Below are 17,466 nucleotides of genomic sequence, written 5' to 3' on the forward strand. Positions count from 1 at the left end.
GTCACATGAAGAGGCGATAGGGATATGCATGCCCCGGAAGATCTGGCACGTTGGCGATGGTCCGCGCGAGCCGTTGCGAATAGCGAATGGTCACCGGAACCGGGTCGTACAACGCGTCGTTGTTCCAGTCCATTTTGGTCAGAGCAAGGGTTTCCAACGCAGCCACTTCCAGCGGACCGCTGCCCGCGTGCCGGATGATGTTGAGCGGGCGCGGGATGCTCTTGCTTCCTTGGAAAAACAAGGCACCGCTGAGCGCTGCCGACGGGGCATTGCCCGACGCCCACAACAGCGCCGACCGGTCCGTTCGCGTGAGGACGGTTCCCCGTGGCACCGGCGCTCGATCAGGCACACTTCTGGGACCACCCTTCTTTCCCTGCTTCAGCCACACGCCACGCCAAGTGGCGCTGCTGCCGATCTCGATGCACTCCACCTCTGAAACCGTTGACAGGCCGTCGAAAACGCCTTGGAGTTCTTCGTCCTTGAACGACGTCGTTTTGTGGACTACGAGACGTCGCGGCAGCCGTCCGCCATTACGCCCCAGGTAGAGGCTCAGGCTACGTGCCATTACCGCCCGCATGTCGCTTCGACTGAGAAACGGGTTACGCCTTGCTTCGCGCGGATCCGCCACCTGCTCCCTGGCTTCGAACGCGACGAATTGCATGCCGCCCCCGTCCGCATCGAACACCTGCGAGCAGCATGTGACGAATTGCGCGGCCTTGGGGTCGCCGCGCAACGCGTAGGCGAGACCAATATAGGCCGTGTCCTCTGGCACACCGGCCATCGGCGCGAGTTTCCAGGGAATGCCGCCCGCCTTGGTGAAGAGCGCGATGGCCAGGCGCCAGGCCAACGACGCCTTGAGCCGGAATGTGAAAACACGATCGTTGATGACCTGTGTTGGGATGGCGTACCGGGCTCCAAGCGCTTTCAACGCGTCGTGCGCGTCGAATCCGTTGGCAGTGAATGCCGTTGCCCACGCATCGGGGAGATGCACCAAGACGACATCAAACTGGTCGTGTAGCACATCCAGACGCGCCATAGCTTCCGACATCGCCGAAAACAATCGCTCATGGGGCGCCCCAGTGCGCGCAAGGGCCATGAGATCGTCGGGCCACTTAATGTGCACGTCCTTCGGTCCTGCAACGAGCGGGACGCGAAACAGGTTTTCAAATCCGGGGAACGACGGCACGTAGTTGCGCCGGTCGCTCGCCTCGTGGCCCGTTCGGATGGTGTCCACCAAGCCCCGGAGCTTCGTCCAGCCGGAAAAAGGGGCGATCGTCGCGACGCGAAGCTTCGGGGTGTACCCCTGGAACGTCCTGCCGTTGTAGGCGCCGAAACGCAAAAGGCCGCGCAGCGGGTTCTCGTCGAGGTCTGTGTCTTCGCTGTTAAACGTGAGAGCCGGCTCGTCCAGCAAGGAAAACGATGGTGCCTTCGAAAGGTTGTAGTCCATCGTTACTGGCTCCTTTGAAAGTACGCATGCTCATGGCTCGGACGGCTCCACGCTGTGATGGGCGAAACCTTGAACACGGCGTCGATGCCCTCGTCCTGGGGAACGCCCGTCGTCAGCAGAACGCGGCTCCCATCGCCGGCCAGCGTATCGGCCCACGCGTCGATGATGGCCGACCATACGTGGTTGTAGCGCTGAGCCCATCGCTCCCGCCGCCAGTCGATGGTGGGGTCAACGAAGCGCGGACGGTCAAGGCTCGTCTCGGCGTCTGGGCGATCCTGTGGGGGTTCGGGATAAGGGACGTCGACGAACGTGGCCGGCTCGAACGTCAACCACCAGCGATCGGCAGCCTGCTCCAGGTGAAGCTCTACCCCCTCCTGGAAAGGGTACCCCTGTGGGGTCTTCCCGTATAGCGCGCTCGAATACGCGTTCCGCAGTCTGGTCTGCCGGGCCAACCGCGTCTCGCGCGCTTGCGGCGTTTCCTTGTCCGAGTCACCTCGAACCATCACCGCATGACCACTGCGCCGCCAGCGCACCCTCAGCGGACGATTTCGGCAGACGGCTCGCGTCAGCGCGTCGTATAGCAGTCCGAGCGCCCAACTGTCGTCGGCGGGCGCCAGGTTGACTGTACCGTCGAGCCGCCCGCCTGCTGGTCCGAAGGCACGAGCCAGCTCTTCGTCATTCCCGAACGCGGCTATTTCCTTTCCTCTGCTGGCGACGATCGCCCACACGTCGGCGTCCCTCAGCATCTGACGAGCATCCGGCGTGGTCAAGCTCCGCTCCAGCGTGATGCGCCTCGCCACCCGCGGCATCTCCAGCACTGGGATGGCCGAGCAACGAAGAATGGGGAAAGCGCTGTGCTCCTTGGTTGGCAATGGCACCGGTCTAACAACGCTGGGCGGGGCGAACGACCCGATGTGAGCGTCGAGCTGCTGAGGCCACGTCGAACCATCGGCAATGTCTGCTGCCAACTCGTCGAACGTCTGGCACTCGACGACGGTGACCCGCACGCCTTTGGCTGCCGCGGCCTCGAGAAAGGCCCGGACGTCTGGCAACAGTCCGTCCGCCGATCGGGCTACCCAATGGATCCCCGCGGGGTACGGCGTGGGCTGTGCCAGGGCATCGTTCAGAGCATTCATCACGGAAGCGTCGCGGCCACTGTAGCCGACCACGATCAGGCCATACCGTCCGCAAGCACTTGTCAGGACTGTACGCATTTGCGCATCCTGCTCACGCAGTTCGTCGGTGGTGTTCTTCAGGCTAACCGACTGATAGTCGCCGTGGATCTTCGCCAACAGCGAGCGGCTCTCGCCCAGGGCGTGCATCGCACGTTCCGCGTTGTCGATCCCGGATACCGACAGGTTAGCGCGCTCATCGGGAGCCACGAGCTGGTCGGTCACCGTCGCCGCGGTTTCCACCAAGCTGTCGAAGTTGGTCGTGAACACGCAAGGGACGCGACCGGTAGTGATCAGCGCTGCAAGCACCCGGTGCGCATACGACGGCGTGCCCTTTTGCACCGCCAAGCTGATGTAGTTTCGCCGGTCCTGCGGTGTTGGGTAGACAGCCTCAAATGCCGCGGCGTACTCCGTGGGATCGTTCGGCGGCGGGAGAACCGAGCGTGACGCAAGGAACGTGTCGATGCGCTGGATCCAAAGCGGATCGTCAGCATCAACCTCCTTGAGCTTGGCCCCGGACAGATCACAAAAAATCCGCTTTTTGAAGTCGGTGATCATCGCATAGCCGGTGGGAATTCCCGCAGCGGCTGAGGCACCCGCCCCCAAAAACCACGCATATTGCGTGGGGCGAAGGCAAAACATTCTGGCGAACTGCGACCCCGAAACCGTTTGAATGCTCAAAACCGCTCCCGTCTATTGTCGTTTTGGGCGCTACCGCAGCGCGAAATGCTCCCGCGCTCGCGCAACGGCACGCATTGCGGAACTGCCAAGCCGTGTCGCCAGCGCCATCCTATGTCCGACAATTGTAATCAAAAGCCCCGGTGCCACAGATATGTCGCGATCACGTCGAACTCCCCACGGCAATCTCACCTGCTAGGCAGGTATATCCATACAGCATTCGCGTCACCATGGACCACTCCGTCCCCCTCTCCGAGGACCCGGCTGCTCTTTTCATCGTCGAAGCACTTTCGCGCGCGTCGGCAGGCGTCCCGAGGCCGGCCCAGGGCCAAGCTCCCACCTCGGCCCTTGCGGCGACGGTGTTTGGCCGATCCGACGTGCTATGTTCTACGCCGGATTAAGCACAAAGATCACACTGCGCTATGGGCCAACAACAAGACCTGTATGACCGCTGGAAACGGGCGAAAACCCAACTGAACGATCTGTTCAAAAAACCCGAGAACACGCTCATCGTTCACTACTCTTGCGAGAGTTTTTACGACCAGACCAAGGCAGACTCGCCGCGCGTCACGTCGATCGCCGTGAGAAACCTGCAATCCGGGCAGACACATTCGTTCTCGATCCATTTTGCTGCCGAGCGCGCCCACGCCCTCGACCAGATTGAAAATCGGTACGACGAGTTCGAGAAGGCGATGCTCAACGACTTCTTTGCGTTCACTCGCGACCACCAGTTTCATACCTGGCTGCACTGGAACATGCGCGACATGAACTACGGCTTTCCCGCGCTCGAACACCGGGCCGCCGTGCTGGGGTCGCAAAGTTTCCACATTGACGAGAAACAACTGGTGGACTTGTCGCGCGTGCTCATCGCGATTTACGGCAACAAGTACACGGGCCACCCACGCATCCAGTCGCTGATGGAGAAGAACCACATCACGCCGCGTGATTTCATGGTCGGCCAGAGTGAAGCGGATGCGTTCGAGCAGAAGCGGTTCTTGGACATGCACCGCTCAACGCTGTCGAAGGTCGACGTGTTCGCCAACTTCGCCGAGCGGGCGCACAGCGGGACACTGAAGACCAACGCCAACTGGTTCGAGCGCAATGGGCGCTCGTTCAAGGCCGGCATCGAGAAAATCCGGGAGCACTGGTTTTGGGGCGCTTTGATCGCGGTGGCTTTCGGCGCCTGGAACTACCGCGATCAAATCGTCCAGATTTGGGGCTGGGCCACGAAACACCTGGGGCACGGCTGATAACAGGGCACCGCCCACGCTATTTTTGGTGTTCGCGTAGAATCGTTTCGCGCCCACAACGATGGCGCTGTGCCACGTTGGTTGTGGCGTTGCTTCGAGGCTCGAACGCCGAGCACACGTGAAAGGAAATCTTCCATGGGCAAGAAACTCGATAAGGCCACCGACGCCATCCAGCGAGTGTTTAGCGACCAGATCGACCGGACCGGACACTCTGCGGATCGCATCGTTGCTGCTCGCAAGAAAAACGTTTCGTACGCCGCCATCGCTGTCCAAATGACGGAAAACTCGCATCGGAACAACCCAGACGCGCCGGAAACGTTCAACGCGGACGAAGTGAAGACGATCGAAAAGTTCCACCGTGCAAACCGTACGCGCGCCGTGTTCACCAAAGCACAAATGAACGGTTTGATCGAATTGGCTGACGGCTCGACACCAACGTCCGGAACTGGTGCACCGGACGGCCTGCTGCCGACGTAATAACAACGGGGCCGCGGGGCTCCGTTGTTTTTTATAGGGCGATCGCGCCCCGCCCACAGTCTCTCTGCGGCACCCGGCACTTGGCCATCCCCTGCTCGTCGGCCGAGTGCTGCTTGGTCTCTGCCTCGCGTTGCTGTTAGCCATGCTGGGCACGGTGGCCGGCGGCGCCGCTACCGGTGCCACCCGCTTTCAGGCCGTCTGGCGGAAGGAACCTATGGTCACCATGGATCCTTTCGTTAATGTTTCAATCTAAACGTCGCTCGAATCGAAATACTCCTCGTCCATCTCGTCGAAATCAAATTCTTCCTCAATCTCTGCATCCGTATCGAAATCAAAATCCTCGGCGGTTTCAGCGGGAGTTTTGAAGTCGAATATAGGGGGGACTACCTTGTTCTCGTCATAGAATCTCACACCAGCAACCCGAAGAGGACCGAAGTGCGCGTGGTTGTCTATGAAATTAGTATCCGCATTTCCCAGCCAATGACGCCGCCCGCCTTCATAGGCAAGTAGCCATTCGGCGCTTTGTAGTGCTCCCGCCGCGGCATACTGGGTCAATGCGCCGGCCGCAGGTGGAGTCGTTACAGTTCCAGCATGCTGCAAGTCGAGAAGCATCAAGGTGCAGACTGGACTAGCCATGCGCTCGATCTCATCGACAACCGTCGCACTCAAATCGATGTCTAGCTGCTTGCAAACCCAAAGCAACCATGCCACCTCGCCATGGTGGTCTGAAGCGGCGGAGGCAGCGATCAGATTGTTGCATAGGCGAAACACGGCGTCCTTGTCAACTGGATAGCCGTGATGCTGGTATGTCGAAAGGATGTGCGCGATAACCTGAATTGTGTTTGGAAAACCGTACGCGCACTTTAACAAATATGACTCAAAAATATTCCAATTCGATTTTTTTATTATTGTGGAAGAAATCTGCTTCACCCCATACTTTACCAAGCTCTCGTCTTTGAATCTCTTTTCAAGAGAGAACAGACTCTCAAAATAGTGGTGAATGTCGTCTCGTTGCTGTCGCCGAGCTGATGAAACTGAAAGCCGCTTGATCGCATATTTCCAAGACTCTTCCACAAGCTCTTTCGTTTCAATAATTCGCGTCTTCGACGCATTAACCTGAAGCTGATAGTCGCTTACCGCCCGGGTAACTGCAGCAAGCGCGCGCTCGGCTTCTTCGCGCTTGCTGAAGAAGAAAAAGAAATCATCCACGTAACGAAATCCACGAGGTACGCCTCCGAGCGTCTGAATGATCTGTTCATCAATTGCAACAGCAACCGTTTCAGCCAGGATATGTGACGTGTCCGGACCAATCGGCAAACCGATAGTCTGCCCATCTTGGACACCCATTGAGCGACCATCCAAAATATTACCAAATACAACGGGAATTTTTGCTTTATTGGCCTTTGCAACTGCCTTGGTATGGAGCGCCCATGGGATTACGTGCGTATAGATCGTAGGGAAAAATGCTGAGACATCTGTGATTAAGGCATATCTGAATCCAGCTGCCGCAGTTATTTTCTCCTCGTAGAGCTCGCTAAATTTTGGAATCGTAATAGCACGCAAACCACCAGCGATGACGGGCGTGCTTTTCGACAACGGACTCTTTGCGTAATGGGCCTGGATCTGAGCCCAATACTGAGTAATATCGCGCGCAAGGTAGTAAAACGAAATGGGATTCAGAATTGCCGTTATCCGGCGGTAGTAGGACGATCGGGGAACGGAAAAGCGCTCGAACAAAGTGCTAGGTGGCGTGCCTATAGCATCCCACTGCGCCTGGAAGTTTGGCAGCTCATTTGCGAATGTCTCGGACGTAAAATTCGGGGGGAGTTGGACGGGGAGATAGCCTCTGGAAAGCAAGTCCTCAAACATCGCCATGAGTTTCACCGCTCGTTTTTTGAGAATTGCATGATACAGAAATTTTCTCGTGGGCAAGCCTTCCCAATGTTCCGTACCCGGTCAAAAACTGCCTCTCACGTCGGCCCCTAAGTTTGGTGACGACCGTCCGGAGTTTGCCGGCTACTACTCGACAAGATTATCGGTTCCCCATCAGGCCTCATACTGCGTTCAACGAACGCTTAGCACGCGGTTGTCCGGTTGCCGATGGCGTTACGATGCATACTCTCAACCCGCATCAATCCTCGAGTAATGATGAAAGCGCGAGTGCTAACGGCCAGTTGCCTCTCCGGATGTGTCTGATATCGGATCGCGGGTTAGCCATTCAATTCGACGATCTGCCACTTTACCGAGTGTCGAAAAGCCGCCGCAGCGCCGCTTGTGAGCTGCTTCCAAGTAAAGCGAGAGGAATTCGAACTGGTGCATGGTGTGCCAAAAAGCTTTGCCTCCAGCGCATAGTGATCCCCCAAGTTTCTGCCCAGCTTGCGCTACTCAACTCACCTTCATCCATTCCGGCTCGCCGGGCGAAATCGATGTGACCGCGCACAGTCTGGACACGCCGGAGTCCGTCCCGCTGACCGCCCCTCACGTACGCATAGCGAGCAAATTGCCGTGGGTCTATCTAGCCGAAGTATCTAGGGCGACGATCACCATCATAAGTGCCGTCCGTTCTGCGGCGCCCGGCCTCCTAGCAACAGTGGCCTAAAGGGTATCCAGACGGCCTCAATGTGCCTATGTATGGCAGGACGAGGAGCCCCAAAAGAAGAAAAGCCGACAAAAGCCGGCTTTTTCAATGTCCCGCCCACATCGGCACGACACGGACAACACTGTTCAAAATACCACTGCATGCCGATAAACCATAACGTGGCCCATCGGACAATAAAGCATAACCTGTCAAAGTGGCCAACTTATGCTTAACGGCACAGAATGCCACGGGGAAAGCACCAAAAACCCTGGTGGGCCGGGTGGGAGTCGAACCCACGGTGTCCTTTCGGAGGCGGATTATGAGAGCGCCGGAGAATTTCCGAAAATGGCCCTATGTCATTGAATTTAAACAACCATCACCCGCGCCGGTCAGCTTGGGTAATGGGCTCAAATCGGGGTGTTTCAGGGTGCGGCTGACGCACCCTGGGCACATTTTGGGCACACGTCAGTCGCGCGCCCCTCTGTCCGGGCTGGGCGCAGCCTCAACCGTATTCGCTGCCGTCAACGCATCGTAGTCGCGCTCGCACTGCTCGCCGGCGATCCGGGCGGCGTCAGCGTACGCAGCCAGTTCGCCCGCTCGATCGTCAGCCCGGCCGAGCACGTCGGCGAGCAGATCGAGGGCGTCGCCGGTTGCCGGGCTTCCGGCGGCAGTGGCGGAATGCCCGGCGGTGCGGGCGGCGGCGATGAGCTGGGTGACACGCTGCTGCAGGCCGCCAGCGGCAGCGCGAGCAGCAAAAGCATCCGCAAGCGCGGCGGTACGTTGGGCGTTCGCATCTTTGGCGATCTCCGATTGAGCCGCGGTGCGGCGTTGCTCTTCCGCTCGCGCGGCTTCGACGGCGCGCGTCTGCGCGGCCGCATCCAGTTCCCTGTCGTGCGCATGCGCGGCCTGCTCCGCGAGCAGTGCGCGGTCCTCCCATACGTATGCGCCGCCCGCGCCAAGCGCGAGGCCGAGCACAGCAGCCGCGAGGCCTGTGATCCAGTAACCGTTCATCGGGTCATTCTCCAAGGCATGCCGCGCGCTCGGCGCGGCGTCGGGTGTAGATGCCGGTACAGCCGCTGGATGCGACCGAGCAGTCGCGACCGCCGGTGAAGCGCCACTTCAGGAATTCGTCGCACGCAGCCGGGAAATCGGCGGCCGCGTACCGCCGGCGCAGCGTCGAGCTGCGATAGCTGCCGAGGCCGGCGTTGTAGGCGAAGTCGATCACGGCGACTTTCTGGCCGTCGGTCAGCGCGTCAAAGCCCGGCGTCATCGCGCGCACCGACGACGCGTAGCCGGCGAGGCTGCTGTCGAGGATCTGCTTGCACTCGGGCAGTGTGTATCGCTGCATCGGTACGTCGGTCTCACCGAAACACACCGTCTGAACGCCGCCGCCGAGCTGGTCGGTGTACGGCGCGAGGCGCACGCCTTCGTTGCCGCCGGTGAAGCTGATCGCCGCAGCGGCCGCCGTCGCGCCGATGACGGCCACGAGCCCCTTCTTCTGTGGTCGGAACGGCATCAGTCGAACTCCGGCTGCCGCAGGTATGCGCCGACGATGCCGAGCAGGCTGATCACGCATGGCACGGCGAGCACGACCCACAGCGGCAACCGGTCGATCCACGCATCGGGCAGCGCCGACCACGCGCCACCAGCAGCCGACAGCGCCGTCGAAGCGATCAACGCTCGCACGGAGTGCCGGCGGTGCGCGGTGCGCCAGCGCCTGCTCAGCATCACGCACCCCACTTCTTGAAGCCGCCCCCGGCACCATAGGCGCCGAGCATGATCACGCCCAGCACCACCCACTTCCAGGCAACAGCCAGGACGCCCTTGCCGACGTTGAGATACAGCCGCCGCGCGATGTTCTCTTCCAACTTTGCAGCAAGCGCCTCAACATCTGCGTCCGTGAGCGTTCGCTCTTCGTTCATCGTTTTCCCCGTGAAAATCATGGCTTATAGGCCGCAAGAAATACGGTCGAGCCGTCGTTGATCTTGATGCCGACGCTGCCGTTCGGCGTGACAACGGCGCCGAACCCCGCACCGATCTTCACGTAGCTTCCGGGCCCTTTCGGCAGAAGTTGAAGGTCAATCACGGCGTCGCTTCCGTCTGCACCAATCGTTGCTGGATTGCCGGTTGCGCCGGGCTGCACATACACACGGTTCGCGCCGCTTGATCCCGGTCTGACTTCAAAGCGCAGACCCTCGCCGCCATTGAAATAGTGGTGCCCGTTGCCCACCACATCGAAGCGGGCGTCGGACTGAACGTTCGTCGTGAGCCGCGGCCCGAGCGTGCTGTTGTCGAAGATGAGCACTGGCTTGACCGGGCCGAGCGTGTTTCCATCGAGATTGAGGTTGTTTCCCTGAATGCGGGCCTGCCCCACTTCCTCGACGCCATAGCGCTCATTGCCCGTGGCATTCGAGTTGTGACATTCGATGTGGCCGTCTTCCACGGCATAGAACCCCGAACCGACGTTGTCGTTGCTGGTCGCGCCCAGCGCCCGCATCTGGGAGTTCGAATACGAAGCCATCCCCGCGAGGTTGCACCCTTGGGCTGTCGAGCCCGAGCAGTCAAGGCCGGAACCGTATTCCGCGAGATAACCACATCCCCAGCCGTTCGCGGTATCGGACGCACCGACGCTCGTGCCGCCCTGGCCGTTGATGAACGAATGGTCAAATGCCCACACGTTTACATCGCCGCCGTTCGAGACGTAGTGGCCCGGCGCATTGATATAGGAGTGATTGCGCGCGGCGATTCCGTAATACCAGTTGTTCACGCGCATGTTCGGCGCGTTCAGGATCTTCGCCCCATCAACCGCGAGGAGGCCGGTCCAGTTGTTCGACAGTCCGGGCTTCGACGGAAGGTCAAGCTGGAAGCCGCTCACGGTGCCCCACGTGTTGCCCTCAGAGCACACGATCAGGTCGAACGTTGGCGTCGCCGGCCCCGTCAGTACACAGTTCGCCGGCGTCGTCTGATTCCCAATCAGATGACAATTTGCGCCGAAAGGATGATTCAGCAGAATCTGCGACGTTGGATGATAGGTACCGTCGGCAACCTGGATTGCCACCGCTCCCAGGATGGCCCAACCCGCGATCGCGTCGAGCGCATCGTTGACCGTGGGGAAAAGCGCGCTCGGGACATTCAGCGTCACCGTCTCAAGAGCGCCCAGCAAAAGACGTTTGCCGACAGCGGCCGCTACCGCATCTTCCGCCGTATCGAAGTCGGCCAGGACGTAGATATCCCGCGCCTTGTCGAGGATCGTTCGCTCTACCGCTCCCGTGCCGAGCTGGGTGAATCCAACGAGAACGCTCCCGTTGTTTGCCAGCCAACCCTTCGAGACAGCATCTCCGTCCTGCGTAGGTGCGCCCAGTCCGGTCAAGCGTTGACCGTTCATGGGAATAGGAGCGACGGGATTGGTCTGCCCATCCTTCGTGATACAGTTCGACAGCCCGGCGGCGATGTCCTGTTCCTGCTGGAGCATCCGGGACGAGCTGATATCAAGACCCTGTGCGGCGTCCTGCTGCCAGTTGTAGAGCAGGTTGAACCTGCCCTGACCGTTAAATCCCATCGGAGCCTCCAGCGTGAATTCCGATTCGCATCTTGTATGGGCGTACACATGGGTGAACCCGTTCTACTGGGCTCATCAGTTGTGGCATTCGTGGATCGTGCAAATCGTTTTTCATTGGTGTCATCAACATCCCTTCCTCGCGTTCCTAGCGGCCATCGCCATTGGGTTGCCCGGCGCTTGGCTGGAAGAAAAAGCGAAGGCCCGCACCCAAGGCACGCGGGTACGCGTCATCGCCGATGAGGGAGCTGATGGATTGATTCGGGACGAGCGTGGCGGCCTGCGCACGACCATCGAGATACGGGAGCAACCCGGACGGGTTAAGAAGAAGATCCGCTAATTGCTGATTCAGGCGATTGCCCACCATCTGGCCGACGCGATTCGCGCCGCCCAGAATCCCGAGGCCGACCATCGGATGGCCAGCCAGCGTCGCGCCCAAAGCAGCCGCTGATTTCGCGGCGCTCCCCATCCCGCCAAAATTCGGTCCGTAGAGTTGGTTGGCAAGCCAGCCATTCGCGGCAAGGTTGTAGGCTGTATCGCTCCCGGGCGCGCGCATCGAATTGGAGATCGTCGAGCGCTGCAGGTCATGCCCGATGTTCTCCAGCGTCTGCTGCGCTGCCGGCTCGATGCCGAACTCCTGATTGCGCAGAGCGAGTCCCAACTGGTTCGCATAAGTCGGCGCGCTGATAAGGGGCGCGCCGCTCGTATTCAGTGAGCGGCCCAAGCCTCCGACGTTATTGACGATGCTTTGGCCGGCCTGCATCGAATTGATAGCGGGCGACAGCGAGGCGTATGTTTCGCGCGCCTGCCTGTATGACGGCGACACCTCGTCGAGCCAGTTCAGGTAGTCACGACGTGCCTGCCCGATGGCCGCTCGCTCCGTAGGGCCAAGCCGGGTGTTTTCTTGTGCGCTTGCCTCAAGGTCATCGAGGCCGAGCTTCATGTAATGGAGCACATCACCCGATATTTGCGGCGGCGCGCCCGGAGTTGCAGCGCGCGTCATGAGCTGCTGGAACAGAGGCGCTCCGTTGAAACCAACGCCCCCGGTCGGAACGTTCGTGTATTGCGCAGCGGCGGCTTCCGTGCCGGGAATGATGCCCCGATTGCCTTCGTTCTGAGCGATAGCGACGCCGCGCGCAAGGGCCTGCTGCATCGCCGGTCGCTCCATCAGCGATTCCAGCTCCGGCGCGACCTCATACATACCTGCGCGCGCCTGATCGTAGATCGGCTCGACGGCCGCATTGCGAGCGCGCAAGGCCGCCTCCAGGGTTGCCGGCGTCTGCGCAACTCCCGTTAATGCATCCCATCGCGCCTGATTGTTTTGTGCCTCGCGTTCCGCGAGCGACTGCGCAAAGCCCGGGATGCCGGTTCGCGCTGCCTTCTCAGTTGCAACGAGCGTCGGCGTGCCCGCAACCTGTGCGAGCGTCGGCGTAGAGCCATCGACATAGGTCGGAGCATTCCGGATGCTGCTCGCCACGTCTGCCGCTTGATTCCCGACGGCACCGGCAAGCCCGTTGCCAACGTAGGAGCGCGGACTCAGAACCGGCTGAAGAGCATTCTGGACGCCCGAAGCGGTGCGCGTTGCGATGGCTGCGCCAGCAGGCAGCAATGCACCCAAGCCCGCACCTACGCCGACATGCTTGAAATCTTGAAGGCCGGTCGACTGCATCGGATCAATCGGCGCACCGGTCGCCATGATTGCGCCGTTCGTCGCGTTGCCTGCTCCAGCCGCCAGCATGCGGCCGAGCGCGCCACCCATACCCGGCAACGCGCCGACGCCGGCGCGCACCGCATTGCCCGCGCGCATGACGCCGCCGAGCGGCAATGCCATCGGGGCGACTACCGCGACTACCTGCTGACCCGGGGTCGCGGTGCGCTCGAACTGCTGGTCGGCCGCAGCCTGCGCCGCCGTGTCGCGATTCGCGGTGTCGGTGAGCCAGTTGCCGACGGCCGAGCCCTGCACTCCGGGGACGAGATTCGCGCCCCGCGCGACGTTGCGCTCAGCGAAGTTCGCAGCGTTGCTGAACATGCTGCCAACGCCGTGCGCGGCCGCGGATGCGATATCGCCGAGATCTCCTAGCGTGCCGGGCGCTGCGCCGCCGGCGGCGAGATCGGCCGCGAGATTGTCGGAGGTTGCCGCCGGCCGCGCGACAGGTGTCGCAACGTGCGCAGGCACCGCTACCGCAGCGGGCGCTGGCGACCCCGCACCGAGCCATGCATCCACCGGATCAACAGGCGCAGACGCGGTTGCCGGCGCGGTGGCGCTCGCCCCGAGCCAGTCGTCGACGGCGCTCATTGCACCCACCCGTTCTGGAGCGCGGCCGCGGTTTTCGTCCGGAGATTCGCGGCATCAGGCTGGGTCTTGAGAAACGCCTGACGCTCCGGAGGCGTCATCTGCTGCATCTGATAGATGCGCGGGTCGTAGTTCTTGCGCCAGAGGCTTTCGAACTGGTTCAGGTTCGAGGGGTTGTTGCCGTTCTGTGCGACCCACTGGTCGGCCGCATTCGCCTTCGCCTGCAGCGCGAGTTCCTGCGCCTTCAGCTTCGGGATCACTTCGACCATCGCCTTGTTCATCATGTCCGGCGTCGGCGTGCCCTTGAGCACCGTGCTCAGTTGCAGATCGGAGCCGGTCCCGCCGAGCGCCTTCTGGTACTGCTGCGCGAGGTTCGACATGTACTTCTGGAGCACCTGCGCGTTCGCCACGTTGTCGTTGCCGAGTTGCAGGTTCGACGGCAGGTTCTTGTTGATCTCCGCGATCCGGTCGAGGCGCCCGCTCCAGCCCGGGCCGTACTGCGTCGTGCCCTGCGCGAGCGCGAGCATGTTGTCGAGCGTGTTCGCGCGGTCCGCCGACGTCGACGCCATGTCGGTGAGCGACTTGTAGCTGTTCGCGTTGTTGGTCGCGAGCGTATTGGCGGCTGCCGTCGCCCCTTGCGGTGCAGCGGCGAAGACCGGGCCGCCGGACGCTACCGACGCGCCGCGCGTCGACGCCTGCGGCTGCCCGGCGAACACCGCAGCAGGACCGTTCTCGTGCAGCATGATCGCGGTGCCGATCGCCTGCCGCTGCGCCGGATTCGTCAGGTCGACGGGGGTGTCCGGCGAAATGCCGAGCCGCGTCGAGACGTCCTTGATGTACGCCGGCGCGTTCGGCGGCGAGCCGACCCACTTCGTGATGACGCCGGACAGCGTGCCGGTGCCGGGCTGCCCCGCGTAGCTCGCGAGGTTCGCATCCATTTTCGCGAGGCCCGTTTGCATGTCCGGATAGCTCGCGACCGCGCCGCCGGGCGACACCGCGCCCGGGTTGTTGTTGCGCAGCGGGAGGGGTGCAGCAGGCGCGCCACCCGCACCCTGCGTCGCCGCGGCGGTCCGGTTCGTGACCGGCAGCGGATTGCCCTGCGCATCGACGCCCGCGTATGGCAGCGCACTGCCTTCGCCGGCCGCGTGAGCGTATGCCTGCCCCTGAGCGACTTCGGCCGCACCCGGCATCGGCGCCACGCCGGTGAACTGACCGTTCGCGTTGAACTGCGGGACGGCGCCCGCTGGCACCGTGGGCAGCCACGTCAACTGCCCCGTCACCGGGTCTTTCATGTAGCCGCCCGGGCGTCCAGAGACCGGCGGCACGTAGTTCGCCTTGAAGAGCGCCCCGGCATTCGCCTGTGCCGGATCGATACCGGCGGCGTTCGCCATTTTCGTGGCATCGGTCGGCGCCCCCCAGTTCGCGAGCATCTGGCCGTAGGCCTGCGGCCCGACGGTCGCGAAGATCTGCATCGACTCGGCCGGCGTCTTCCCGGGGAGCGTGAGTGGACCGCCATGTGCAGCGATGGCCGGCGACGCGCCAGCGAGTGCCGCACCCAGCTGCGGGCCGGTCGGCGCGCCGATGCCCGGCACCGGATACGACTGCACGCCCGGACCAGACTGGCCGCCCGTCATGCCGCCGGCGTCCGTCGATGGCGCGGCGGTGCCCTGCTGCGGTTGCGCAGCACCCTGCGGCCCGGCGCCGAACGCATTGCCGTACATCTGCGCCATCAGCTGTGCCTGCTGGCCCGCGGCGTCACGCGACATGGTCGCGCCGAGATAGCTTTTCGCGAGATTCGCGATACCGTTCAGCGGGCTCTGGCGAAACGCGACACCACCGGCCGTCGCGTTCGGCGCGTCGAGCGGCTGCATACCCTGCGAGAGCAGCGCCTGCCCGAGCATCTGCCGCTGCTGGAGCTGGATGAGGTTCTGCTGTTGATCGGGCGCGAGCGTGGCGAGCAGCGGATTGCTGAGCAGGTCACTGCCGAACGGAGAGCCTGCCATCTCACGCCCCTCCGCGGGCGAGCATCGCACCCAGCAACTGCGGATTGATCGTAGGGGCACCTTGCGCTGGCGACAGCATGGCGACCGGATTCGCATACGCTGATTGCGCCGGCTGCGACTGGATCTGAGGCCGCTGCATCATCTGCTGGAGCGCGCCGATCCCCTGCTGGGCGAGTGCAGCCCATGGCACGCCGCCCGAGTTCGAGTCCGGCATCGAAAATTGCGACGTGCCACCGGCAAGTGCGGAAGCATCCGGCGAAACGCCGGGCATCGTAAAATTCGGGTTGTAGCTCGCCTGCTGATCCGGCTGCATGGCCCCGAATCCGAAAAGAGACGACGGATACATGTCAGACCTCCAGCGCGGCGTCGTAATTCACCGCGTCATAGCCATTCGGCAGTCGCATAACGGCGCCCGGACGGATGGAGCGCACTTCGTCGGCCATGACGCCGACATGCGGCGCTCGACCGGGCGCATCCCACAGGTAGCGGAAGCGATAAAGAGGCAACCCGTTATCGGCCGTGCCAATGCGCTTCACGTCTGTTTTCAGGCGACGATCAGACATGCTGAGCGCGAGAATTCCGGCGCCCCCGAGGCCGAACAGTCCGTTCATCGTCGAATTCGAGGAGGCGACGTCTGCGTTGTAAGCATTGAGTTGCCCCTGGTACTGGTTCTGGAACGCCTGAGCGATGTTCGCGGGCGATGCCGACGACGAGGCCGTGCCGGTATAGCCCGGCACAAGCGACGCGAGCGAGCCGAGTTCGCTATAGGGCAATTGCCCCAGGTTCGCCTCGTAGCCGTACAGCGAGCCCAACTGACCCAGTACGCCCTGCTGCGCGTTCAACTGGTTGATGCCGAGCTGCTGCCCCTGCGAGATCGCGCTGTCCATCGCCTGGCTGTTGGCGAAAGTCTGGCTGCGCGTCAGGTTTCCCATCGCGTTGTCGTAGGCTTCGCTGCCCGGCGTGAGACCCTGGTTTGCAAGCTGTGCCTGCGTCATCTCGGTCTGCTGCTGTTGCTGCGGTTGCAGGTAGGCCATCTGCTGCTGGTACATGGCGTTCGTACCCTGCTGCGCGGCCTGCTGCGCGGCGTTCGGATCGATCGACTGCGTGAGCCCCTGGATGCCCGCCAGCGCCTGCTGGTTGATCGCCGTGCTATTGCCTGCCTGCGAAAGGGCCGCGCCGAGCGCCTGCGAAAGTTGCGGGCTCGCGCTGATCGACGTGTTGTAGATCGGCGCGCCCGTGTTCGGGTCGGTACCGGTCTGCGTCGTGGTCTGCGAGCCGAACGGGTTCGAATAGTTGTTGAGGTTCAGCGCCTTGTTATAGGCGGCCGTATCCTCGTTCGTTTGCGTCGTCGCGCCAGCGACCTGATAGGGATCCGGAGCTTGCGGCGCGGAACCGCCCTTGCCCCCTTCCAGCGTCGCGGGCCGGTTGCGGAACGGCGCGCGCCCGAACGCGCGCAGCGGAAGATCAGGCAGCTCGAAGTTGTGCCGCATGGGCGCCCCCATCCAGAAAGCGGCACTCGCTCGCGAGCATCCCGTACACGATCAGGTCGCAGCCGTCCGTCGCGCCCTGTCGCAGCATCCCCTCGCGGCGAAAACCCAGGTGCTCGTCGAAGCGCTGCGCGGCCACGTTGTCCGCTCGCACGAGACCGGTGACGCGCCGGCATTGCAGCTGCACGAACGGGTAGGCGAAGCACGCGCGCAGGTAGTCGCGCGTCATCCAGTGGCGCGAGCCATCGGACGCGACATGCATCAGCACGGCAGCGCCGGTGAAATAGTTGAAGACGACGCCCGCCACGAGATCGCCATCGCGCGCGAGGCCGATCGCGCTGTAGTCGCGGTATCCGTCAGGTTCGTCGGTGCGGTCCGCCACGAAGCGCATGACGCGCTCGGGCTGGTCCCAGATGATTCGCTTCATCAGGAAGTCCCTGATGCGCGGAAAGACGCACGCCATGAAAAAGACACGCAGGCATCTGCACCGCGCATCTTTTACCTGCCCGTGAGGGCTACGGCATG

At 62.3% G+C, this 17,466-nt stretch carries 15 protein-coding genes; 2 read left to right on the forward strand and 13 right to left on the reverse strand.

The window, feature by feature from the left end:
* Position 1 precedes the first annotated feature (1 nt).
* Together BLV92_RS19840 and BLV92_RS19845 are read right to left on the reverse strand one after the other, a co-directional pair.
* Positions 2-1,447: an argonaute/piwi family protein gene (locus BLV92_RS19840; RefSeq protein ID WP_090548054.1), complete on the reverse strand. Its 1,446-nt coding sequence runs from the start codon at positions 1,445-1,447 to the stop codon at positions 2-4.
* A gap of 2 nt (positions 1,448-1,449) precedes the next feature.
* Positions 1,450-3,300: an SIR2 family protein gene (locus BLV92_RS19845; protein WP_244283865.1), complete on the reverse strand. Its 1,851-nt coding sequence runs from the start codon at positions 3,298-3,300 to the stop codon at positions 1,450-1,452.
* Positions 3,301-3,719: 419 nt separating this feature from the next.
* Between BLV92_RS19845 and BLV92_RS19855 the strand changes: the two genes are divergently transcribed.
* Complete coding sequence (locus BLV92_RS19855) at positions 3,720-4,547, forward strand: hypothetical protein (protein WP_090548055.1); 828 nt, start codon at positions 3,720-3,722, stop codon at positions 4,545-4,547.
* 135 nt (positions 4,548-4,682) lie between these two features.
* Positions 4,683-5,024 carry a hypothetical protein gene (locus BLV92_RS19860; protein WP_090548057.1) on the forward strand — a complete coding sequence of 114 codons (342 nt, stop codon included), beginning with the start codon at positions 4,683-4,685 and terminating at the stop codon, positions 5,022-5,024.
* A 249-nt stretch (positions 5,025-5,273) separates the two neighbouring features.
* Here BLV92_RS19860 and BLV92_RS19865 read toward each other — a convergent pair whose 3' ends face one another.
* The 11 genes from BLV92_RS19865 to BLV92_RS19910 all read right to left on the reverse strand — a co-directional run bounded on the left by BLV92_RS19865 (position 5,274) and on the right by BLV92_RS19910 (position 17,368).
* Positions 5,274-6,899: an RNA-directed DNA polymerase gene (locus BLV92_RS19865; RefSeq protein WP_090548058.1), complete on the reverse strand. Its 1,626-nt coding sequence runs from the start codon at positions 6,897-6,899 to the stop codon at positions 5,274-5,276.
* A gap of 1,168 nt (positions 6,900-8,067) precedes the next feature.
* Positions 8,068-8,613 (reverse strand): DUF2514 family protein, encoded by a 546-nt coding sequence (locus tag BLV92_RS19870; protein ID WP_090548060.1) that lies wholly within the window; start codon positions 8,611-8,613, stop codon positions 8,068-8,070.
* A 4-nt stretch (positions 8,614-8,617) separates the two neighbouring features.
* A complete protein-coding gene (locus tag BLV92_RS19875; protein ID WP_167627125.1) occupies positions 8,618-9,118 on the reverse strand; it encodes a lysozyme in 501 nt (166 codons plus the stop codon).
* Complete coding sequence (locus BLV92_RS32150; RefSeq protein WP_441339233.1) at positions 9,118-9,330, reverse strand: DUF7940 domain-containing protein; 213 nt, start codon at positions 9,328-9,330, stop codon at positions 9,118-9,120. Before BLV92_RS32150 ends, BLV92_RS19875 begins: the two co-directional genes overlap by 1 nt.
* Entirely contained in the window at positions 9,330-9,524 is a 195-nt protein-coding gene (locus tag BLV92_RS19880) for a hypothetical protein (protein WP_143040705.1), read from the reverse strand. Before BLV92_RS19880 ends, BLV92_RS32150 begins: the two co-directional genes overlap by 1 nt.
* Positions 9,525-9,541: 17 nt before the next feature.
* Positions 9,542-11,161 carry a hypothetical protein gene (locus BLV92_RS19885; RefSeq protein ID WP_090729948.1) on the reverse strand — a complete coding sequence of 540 codons (1,620 nt, stop codon included), beginning with the start codon at positions 11,159-11,161 and terminating at the stop codon, positions 9,542-9,544.
* 145 nt (positions 11,162-11,306) lie between these two features.
* Entirely contained in the window at positions 11,307-13,454 is a 2,148-nt protein-coding gene (locus tag BLV92_RS19890) for a TrbL/VirB6 family protein (RefSeq protein WP_090548067.1), read from the reverse strand.
* A complete protein-coding gene (locus BLV92_RS19895; protein WP_090548068.1) occupies positions 13,451-15,454 on the reverse strand; it encodes a hypothetical protein in 2,004 nt (667 codons plus the stop codon). Before BLV92_RS19895 ends, BLV92_RS19890 begins: the two co-directional genes overlap by 4 nt.
* 1 nt (position 15,455) lies before the next feature.
* Positions 15,456-15,800 (reverse strand): hypothetical protein, encoded by a 345-nt coding sequence (locus tag BLV92_RS19900; RefSeq protein WP_090548070.1) that lies wholly within the window; start codon positions 15,798-15,800, stop codon positions 15,456-15,458.
* A 1-nt stretch (position 15,801) separates the two neighbouring features.
* Positions 15,802-16,944 (reverse strand): tail fiber domain-containing protein, encoded by a 1,143-nt coding sequence (locus BLV92_RS19905; RefSeq protein ID WP_090548071.1) that lies wholly within the window; start codon positions 16,942-16,944, stop codon positions 15,802-15,804.
* Positions 16,919-17,368, reverse strand: coding sequence for a GNAT family N-acetyltransferase (locus BLV92_RS19910; RefSeq protein ID WP_090551239.1), 450 nt, complete (start codon positions 17,366-17,368; stop codon positions 16,919-16,921). The genes BLV92_RS19905 and BLV92_RS19910 overlap by 26 nt, the downstream gene beginning before the upstream one ends.
* Positions 17,369-17,466: the final 98 nt, after the last annotated feature.

Source organism: Paraburkholderia caballeronis (assembly GCF_900104845.1).
GTDB classification, from domain to species: Bacteria; Pseudomonadota; Gammaproteobacteria; order Burkholderiales; family Burkholderiaceae; genus Paraburkholderia; species Paraburkholderia caballeronis.